Below are 7,583 nucleotides of genomic sequence, written 5' to 3'. Positions count from 1 at the left end.
AGGCAGTCCGGGCGGCGTCGATGAAGGCGTACGTGCTGCTCGACGGGACACTCTTGGCCATCGACCGGATTGCCGCCGACCGCCCGTTCTACTCGGGGAAGCACCACAGGCACGGCATAAACGTGCAGGTCATCGCGGGTCCGTTCGGTGAACTGCTGTGGGCTTCGCCGGCATTACCTGGCGCAGTCCACGATGTGCGCGCGGCCCGTGAACACGGCATCGTCGACGCTCTCGATCAGGCAGGCATCACCTGCTGGGCTGACAAGGGCTACCAGGGAGCCCGGCGCACGATTCGGGTTCCCTTTCGCGGCCGGTGGAGCACACTCTCAGCAGGTCAACAGGCTGTGAACCGCTCTCAAGCCAAGATCCGGGCCCTCGTCGAGCGAGCCATGGCTACCCTCAAAACCTGGCGACTCCTGCGCAAACTCCGGTGCTCGACCACCCGCATCACCGCCACCGTCCAGGCCGTCGTAGTCCTGCATCAGGCCAGCTCAGCAGCAGGATGAAAAGGGTTCACTGTCTACATCGTCGACGGCGCCCTGGTCCCCGCCCGGGACCTCAGCGTGGCGGCCTCAACACAAACTACCGGCACTCAACGACCCTGCGGGTCGTCATCGACGCCAACAGCCGCCTGGTCGTGGCCGTCGGCGATCCACTGCCCGGCAATCGCAACGACTGCCGGGCCTTTGCCGAGTCGGGTGTCGACCTTGCCTGCCGCGGCGTTCCTGTGATCGCTGACGGCGGCTACCAAGGTGCTGGCCTGCTCATTCCTCCACCGCAGACGACGCGGTCAGGAAGTTCTGAGCACAGAGCAGGAAGCCGAGAACACGGTCCATCGCAAGGCCCGCGCCCGCGGGGAGCATGCCCTGTCCCGCCTCAAGAACTGGAAGATCCTGAGGGGCTGCCGCCTCAAGGGCGATGGCGTGCACGAAGCCATCCTCGGCATGCACGCCTGCACCACATGCCCCTCACCGAATAAGTCCCACCCCATACGGGACAACCTCTAGCGAGGGTCTGCGAGGGCTCGTGGAGCATGGCGATTCCGTACTCGGAGATCCCGAAGCCATAGACCCGCGGGTCGGCCAGTTCGTCAAGCAGGGTCTTGAGCAGGGAGGAGAGTTCAGGGGGTCTTGGCGAACTCTTCGAGGGCGGGGCCGACACGGTGGAGGACTTCGTTCTAGACCGTTGCGATCATCTCGCTGACGTCTGCCTTGGTGAGGTCGCCCAGGCCCGCCAGGGCATCCAGTCCGTCCGTCTCGCGGGCAAACTTCAACTCCACCAGCAATTCGACGGGGTATGCGTCACTGTCGGTGCCATCGATCTCCTCGTGGTGCGGATTGCACAGCAGGTTCAGGTTGTCGAAGCTGTTGCGTTCCTTCACCGACCAGCCCGCGTCGAAGCGCTTGCCGACTTCCTCGACGGCCCGGATATGAGCGATCTCCAGGTTGAGCCTGGGGGCGCCATCAACCAGACGGATAGTGGGAATGCCGCAGCCGGGCCAGTGGCAGCCCCCCCCCGTGCCAGATTCATCAGAGCCGCGATGGTGGCGTTGTAGTAGTGGCGTGGCTTGTGGCTCACGTGCCCTCCCCGACCATCTTGTGGACAGTAACGACGCGCACTGACAGCCTGGGCGCCAGCCGCTAGGACCGACCGACTTCAAGCCACCTGCAAGTGGGCCGGCTTGGGGCGCCTATATCCCGCAGGGGAGCAATTGTCAAGACCTGTGGATCAAGTACGAGGCGCCGCTCACGCTGTCTGGCTGTTCTTGTTCTTGTTCTGGGCTGGCGGTGGACGGCCCCCTTGACGAAAGATCCCTGCCCCTGCCGCGTGGGAGAGATCACCGTCCCGCCATAATCGGCATATGGGAAAGAGCTACGAGCGGATAGACGGCAGACTGCGTACCTTCATCGAAGCACAACACATCTTCTTCACCGCGACGGCGCCGCTGGACGGCGACGGTACCGTCAATCTTTCACCCAAAGGCGTGAACGACTCGTTCGCCGTGCTCGACGAACTCACCGTGGCCTACCTCGATTTCGCCGGCAGTAATGCCGAGACGATCGCCCATCTGCGCGAGAACGGCCGCATCACCCTGATGTGGTGCGCTTTCGACGGTCCGCCCAACATCGTGCGCGTGCACGGCCGCGGAGAGCCGGTCTTCCGCGACGATGCGCGTTGGGCGGAGCTGATGGCGTACTTCCCGGGCATCGACCCGACCCTGCACGGCCTGCGCGCGATCATTGTCGTGACCGCTGAGAAGATCCGCGACACCTGCGGGTACGCGGTCCCGTTCATGACCTATGGCGATGACCGCTCGCTACACGCGTCGCGTTTCGCGCGCGAGTCCGATGAGTCCCTCGACGTGTACTTCCAGAAGAAAGAGCACATCGCGACCAGCATCGACGGCCTGCCGGGGTTGCCGCTGCCGCTGCCACCCCTTCCGCGCAATTAACATAAGCCCAGCCGCTGGGGCGGACGCCACGGCGGATCCGTCCGGAAGGACGTTATGCCACCAGAGTCTCCTCTCGTTCGACGAGGCGGGGTGCGTTCACCGCGCGCCAGCGGGCCTGGGCGGACTCGATCAGCTTGAAGACCGTGGCGAGCGCGGCGGCCAGCATCCGCCCGGCGCCCTCACGGACGATCTCAAGCTTTCCGGGGTCCCTCAGGAGGCCGTTAAGCGCCCGCGTCAGGGACGCGCGTTGTCCGCATTGAACCAGATGGTGCGAATGCGTTCGTTCGTACTATTCGGCGTCTCGCGGTTGTCCGCGAGCTGCGGCACCGTGCGTGCCTCGTCGCCGAGCGAGCGTCCGACGGCCCGGAACAGACCCCGGATGTACCGGACCGCGTCCCCGGGTGAGACGCCCTGCCGGGCTGCCTATTCGGTGAACGTCGTCAGGTACCGGTAGTGCGTGCTGAGCGTGGAGGTCAGCGTTTGGAAGACGTCGAGCGTCGCTTCGTCGGGCACGGGCAGTACTCCGCCGGGTCGCTCGAAGACGGTGTCGACGCCGGAATGCCTGGGGCAGGTCACGGCGACGGAACCCCGCTCGCGCACGGCGGGCAGCGGGATCACGCGCACCACAGGCGCTCGCGTGCCGAGCAGCGTGCGCGCCCCGTCGATGGCGACGCCCGCCATGGCGCTGACTACCTCCCTGGCGTCGGGCAGCCGCAGCCCGGTGAGGGCTGCGACGCGGTCCTGGGGGTGGACGGCGACGATCACCATCGAGGCGTGGTCCAAGACCTCCTGATTGTCGGCGCAGACCCGCACGTTCGCGAAGCGCCTCGACAGCTCCGCGGATGCGCGTGCGCCCCGCGGCGAGAGTAGGACGGCTGGCGGATTCTCGACGTACGCGCACAAGCGTGTCACGAAGGCCCGCCCGAGCTTGCCGACGCCGATGGTCCCTATGTGTCCAAGGTCCGGGTGCGCGATGCCTGTGCTCCCCACAGCAAGTCCATTCACGATGCCGCCGTGCGGGCGGCCTGGTCCTTGATGCCCGCGAGGAGGGTGTCGAGGATTCGGTCGAACTCGGCCTCTGACCCGAATCCGGCCTGCAGCGGCAGCAGGGCGGCCATTGTCGGGTAGGCGTCGGGGTCGATCACGGGTACCGTCAGCAGGTCCTGACGCACTACCGGGTGCGCTGGATCCTGGCAACGCCCGCACAGGTACAGCTGTTCTCGCACGTCCCGGGCATCACGACGGTGCGACAAGGGCCGCAGGGCACCACCTTGTTCAAGGTGGCCTGAGGATCAGGCGACATCCTTCACGACCAGGCGGCCGGTCTGATCCGCCCACACCGACACCCGGCGCAGCGACGTGTGTGTGGAACGCATGGCCGCGCCGGCGCCGATCATCGCTGTCGCCGTCGCGATCACAGGGATGCCGATGATCGTCATGCACAGCAGGATCCCGAGCAGGAACAGGGAGATCCCGCCGATCATGGACACGATGCCGACGCCGCCGGCGGCAATGCTGCCTCCGCGGGCTGCCCCGGCCCCGGTGCGAACCGCGTCGGCTACGCACTCGGCGAGGGGGACGCGAGGCTGGATCTGTCCGGTGGGGTACATGATCCGCATGGTCAGCCATGCGTACTCGCGCTGGTAGGCGGCCTCCGAGCCGGTGGAGCCTCGCAGCTCACGGCATCCGGGCCGGTGGCAGGTGACCGGCCCCCACTCGCGGGTGCCGCAGGCGGGGCGGGGGACGCGCAGGCCCTTCCAGTGGCCGGCGCTCACGGCGTGGGTGCCCCGACCGTTGGTGCCCAGGCGCATGTTGTAGCCGTCGAACTTCGCCCAGGCGGCATCGGCCATGGACGCTATGACGCTGGTCGCCGTCGCGGTCACGGGTCCTCCTGACATCCGGTATTGGAATACCGGTTCCCGGTATGACCAATCCGCTGGTCGGGTGGCTACCTCGATTCGAGGGCGGAGCGCATGGCGGCCGTCACGTTCTTCCGTGACAGCACGGAGGCAGCCTCGCGCCGAGGTTGGACGCGCACACCGCGAGCTCGCGCAGCGCGTAGACCTCGTCGCCGGGGTCGTGGTCAGCCAGCCGCTCGGACGCGTACGCCTCCTCGTCCTCGCGCGGCTCGCCCGAGGCGTAGGAGTCGAACTGGGCAGAGCCGGGGGAGTCGACGTCGCCCGCCGCGGGCGCCGGTCCGTCGTTGAGAGATGACCCAACTGGCCATTCATATCCGGAGCTTCGCTCAGCTCCTGAAGCCTCACCCAGGAAATGCCGACGCGCTCGAGCTCTGGATCACCCAGGTCCGTGCTGCCGAACTGCCACATCTGCACGCCTTTGCCCGGGGTCTGGAGCGAGACCGCGACGCTGTGATCGCGACGTTCACGTTTCCGTACAGCAACGGCCTCGCCGAGGGCGTCAACACCAAGACCAAACGGATCGCCCGCCAGATGCACGGACGAGCAGGCTTCACCCTCCTCCGCCACCGCATCCTCCTCGGATAGCAGCACCCTCCGTCACCACCGAATGCGAGACAGGGCCGTTCTTTTTACAGTCCCTTACACCACTCGCCGTACAGACCCATTTCGGATGGAGGGATGCTCAGCTACTTCACATATCCGCTGTAGATGAACCTGGCGTTCGGGGTTCCATTGTCAATGGACCCCGTGAGCTCGTACCAGATGTTGCCGTATTTGTTGATGCACCGATAATAGGTGTGAACGAGAAAGCCTGCGTGGATCGTGCTCGTGACTGGAGCATCTCCGTAAGGCCCCGTGTGGACGGGGGTGGGCTCCTTTGTGTGGACTGCGGTGCCAGAGAATTCGCACGTGTAGGCTGTGGCACCCAGCACTGTCGATGCGGTCTGAGTCTCGGTCGGCGCGGCAACGGCCGACGGGCTGACAAAGAGGGCTATAGACGCGGCCAGAAGCGCGGCCGTCATGCCTGACCTTGCGTTGATGGTATTCACAGCGGGCACCTTTCTTGCTGTTCGTGGATTTGGAATGTGCGCTGCCCCTTCATCGCGGAAGCCACCTTAAGGACGTATGCATCTCGACCCGACCTCGCCGGTGCTTTGATGGGCGTGGCAGCTCTGAACGTCGGATTGCGTCTGCATTGGCTTCTGCGGATCTTGGAGTGCCCCCCACGGTGCCCGGTATCTCGTTCGTGAACAATGATTCTTTTAGTATCGTCAGATAAGTCCCATGTTATTGATCTGATTGACCGAGCGCCTCCTCCAAACTGGCGGCGCTGACCGCGAGTTGGACAGTCCTACACAACGGCAAAGCTCCTGGTAGACGGGTTCTCGACCAGGATCACCCGTGTCCACCAGGAGCAATGACGCATCACTGAGCGTTGTCAGCGTGGCTACTGATCGGGTGACGGGACGGCGTGACGTTGAGGTACGCAACGGACAGGGCTCCCGTGCCGTTGAGGGAGGGGTTCTACGTCTCAACTCAGCAGTACAGGAGCCCTGTTGGTTCCCTATCCTGCCGCACTCGACCTGCCTCACGCCCTGGTCGAGCGGGTCACGATGCTCATCGTCACCCGCGAGGGGGACCGGCGGTGCAAACGCCCGCCGCACCGCCGTGCACTGGTCGCACTCGTGTACCTGCGCCGCCACGAAACCCTCGCCCGAATCGCCGCAGCTTTCGGGATATCCGTCGGCACCGCCCACTCCTACGTCGCATCGGTCACCGACCTACTCGCCGAGCAGGCACCGGGCCTGCTCAAGACGCTGCGCGTGCACGATCCGGACTTCGTTCTCCTGGACGGCACGCTCGCCGAGTGCGACCGCGTTGGTGACGGCAAGGCGGACTACTCGGCGAAACACAAGCGGCACGGCGTGAACGGGCAGGTCGTCACGGGCCCGGCCGGGGAGATTTTGTGGCTGGTGCCCTCGACCTCAGTTCCGGAGCCCCCACCTCATGCAGCACACTGACCCGCAGTACGGCCGAGGCCCGACGCACCGGTCCCCGAACTCCCCGATGGCATGCGGAAGTTCCTGGCCAACACGTCTCCGGATGACCTGGCGTACTTCGGCGACAGCGACCGTACGAGCCCGTCCGCCCTGTCGCACCTCGCCCCCTACCTGGTGCGCCCCGGGCTGCCACTGGGCATGGCGATCGTGATCTGGCTGCTCCTGGACACCCTGGCCGACAAGACAGCCTGCGCCGACCCGGCGAGCAGCACCGCCGCCCTGCACTACCTGTTCAACCTCCCGGCCGAACTCCTCGGGATTCTGCTGTGGCCGGCCGCCGGTCTCGCCGTCGCGTACACCGCAGTGTCGACCATGGCCGATAGCAGCGCCTCCCGGCAGTGGGGCGAGGTGCGCGCCGTACGCGACCGCTTCGTGCTGCCCTCCCAGCTCACCGACGAGGCCGCCGACCTCCTCCACCGTGCACGCAGCGCTGCTCTGAAGGTCCTCGACTCCGAGGTCCACGAACGCGACCTGGTCGACCGCCAGCGCGCCGAGCTCCAGCTCCCCGCGCAGGTCTGGGAGGTGGCCCGCTCCCTGGACCGCTACAGCGGCCTCGTCGAGGAGACTCCCGACACGGCGGAGGGCGAGCACGCCCAGGCGCCCCTGGACGCCCGCCGGGCGGCGCTGAAGACGGGCCTGGCTGCCATCGAGGTGCAGGTGGAGGCGCTGGAGACGTACGCGGCGCAGACGGCGGAGGCTGACGCTCGTCTGCGGGAACTGCAGCAGATGAAGCAACTGGAGAAGGACGGCGCCGACGTGCTGGACTTTCTCGCCTCGACCGCCCGCGCCGACCTGGCGACGGCCGAGGTGGGAGCGCTGTCTGAGCAGGCCAAGGTTGTTGCCGACCGGTTCACCGCCGCTCTCGTCGCGGCGAAGGACGCCGCGGTCCAGGCACTGCCCGCCGCACCCGCCGTTCTCGACAAGGTCCCGCACCCCGGGAAGGGGAGGTAAGTGCCCGCGGGCAATATGGAGTTCGGGAAGTTCGGCGCCCGCGGCATCAAGGGCGATGAGGCCGCGGCCCGCCAGCTCGACATCCTGGGTGTGTGAGGGCCCGGGGTGTGCACCGTTGCCGCCGGTTCGAGGGGGGCTCCGGGCCCTCACGGTGAGCTTGCTCCCGAGGAAGGAGGAACGCGCGCTCGCTGGTCTCAACGC

Annotated in this window: 8 protein-coding genes and 4 pseudogenes; 7 read left to right on the top strand and 5 right to left on the bottom strand. The window is 66.5% G+C overall.

Annotated features, from left to right (window positions below; genetic code table 11):
- Positions 1 to 506, top strand: a 506-nt coding sequence (locus G3I40_RS15365) for a transposase family protein (RefSeq protein WP_164302724.1), incomplete at its 5' end; no start/stop codon positions are given.
- A gap of 9 nt (positions 507 to 515) precedes the next feature.
- A pseudogene (locus G3I40_RS15360) lies at positions 516 to 979 on the top strand (transposase family protein); the annotation flags it as partial.
- Positions 980 to 1,177: 198 nt separating this feature from the next.
- Here G3I40_RS15360 and G3I40_RS15355 read toward each other — a convergent pair.
- The gene (locus G3I40_RS15355) at positions 1,178 to 1,381 is read right to left on the bottom strand and encodes a hypothetical protein (RefSeq protein ID WP_164302723.1); all 204 of its coding nucleotides are present in this window, start codon (positions 1,379 to 1,381) and stop codon (positions 1,178 to 1,180) included.
- A 480-nt stretch (positions 1,382 to 1,861) separates the two neighbouring features.
- Between G3I40_RS15355 and G3I40_RS15350 the strand changes: the two genes are divergently transcribed.
- Positions 1,862 to 2,452, top strand: coding sequence for a pyridoxamine 5'-phosphate oxidase family protein (locus G3I40_RS15350; RefSeq protein ID WP_164302722.1), 591 nt, complete (start codon positions 1,862 to 1,864; stop codon positions 2,450 to 2,452).
- A gap of 423 nt (positions 2,453 to 2,875) precedes the next feature.
- On the opposite strand, the gene G3I40_RS15345 is transcribed toward G3I40_RS15350, so the two are convergent.
- From G3I40_RS15345 to G3I40_RS15335, 3 genes are all read right to left on the bottom strand, one after another.
- The gene (locus G3I40_RS15345; RefSeq protein ID WP_343244936.1) at positions 2,876 to 3,364 is read right to left on the bottom strand and encodes an NAD(P)-binding domain-containing protein; all 489 of its coding nucleotides are present in this window, start codon (positions 3,362 to 3,364) and stop codon (positions 2,876 to 2,878) included.
- Positions 3,365 to 3,453: 89 nt separating this feature from the next.
- Positions 3,454 to 3,597 (bottom strand): hypothetical protein, encoded by a 144-nt coding sequence (locus tag G3I40_RS15340; protein WP_203644118.1) that lies wholly within the window; start codon positions 3,595 to 3,597, stop codon positions 3,454 to 3,456.
- Between the two features lie 147 nt (positions 3,598 to 3,744).
- On the bottom strand, positions 3,745 to 4,335 hold the full coding sequence (locus G3I40_RS15335; protein ID WP_164302721.1) for a hypothetical protein: 591 nt from the start codon (positions 4,333 to 4,335) through the stop codon (positions 3,745 to 3,747).
- A gap of 324 nt (positions 4,336 to 4,659) precedes the next feature.
- On the opposite strand from G3I40_RS15335, the pseudogene G3I40_RS15330 reads away from it, so the two are divergent.
- Positions 4,660 to 4,956 (top strand): annotated as a pseudogene (locus tag G3I40_RS15330) (transposase); the annotation flags it as partial.
- 101 nt (positions 4,957 to 5,057) lie between these two features.
- Here G3I40_RS15330 and G3I40_RS15325 read toward each other — a convergent pair.
- Complete coding sequence (locus tag G3I40_RS15325) at positions 5,058 to 5,420, bottom strand: hypothetical protein (RefSeq protein WP_164302720.1); 363 nt, start codon at positions 5,418 to 5,420, stop codon at positions 5,058 to 5,060.
- Positions 5,421 to 5,927: 507 nt separating this feature from the next.
- Here G3I40_RS15325 and G3I40_RS15320 point away from each other — a divergent pair.
- The 3 genes and pseudogenes from G3I40_RS15320 to G3I40_RS15310 all read left to right on the top strand — a co-directional run.
- Positions 5,928 to 6,353: pseudogene (locus tag G3I40_RS15320) on the top strand (transposase family protein); the annotation flags it as partial.
- Between the two features lie 90 nt (positions 6,354 to 6,443).
- On the top strand, positions 6,444 to 7,382 hold the full coding sequence (locus G3I40_RS15315) for a hypothetical protein (protein WP_164302719.1): 939 nt from the start codon (positions 6,444 to 6,446) through the stop codon (positions 7,380 to 7,382).
- Positions 7,383 to 7,469: pseudogene (locus G3I40_RS15310) on the top strand (transcriptional regulator); the annotation flags it as partial.
- Positions 7,470 to 7,583: the final 114 nt, after the last annotated feature.

The organism is Streptomyces sp. SID14478 (assembly GCF_010548525.1).
In the GTDB taxonomy this organism is placed as follows: Bacteria; Actinomycetota; Actinomycetes; order Streptomycetales; family Streptomycetaceae; genus Streptomyces.
This window is presented reverse-complemented; position numbering and strand designations above follow the sequence as displayed.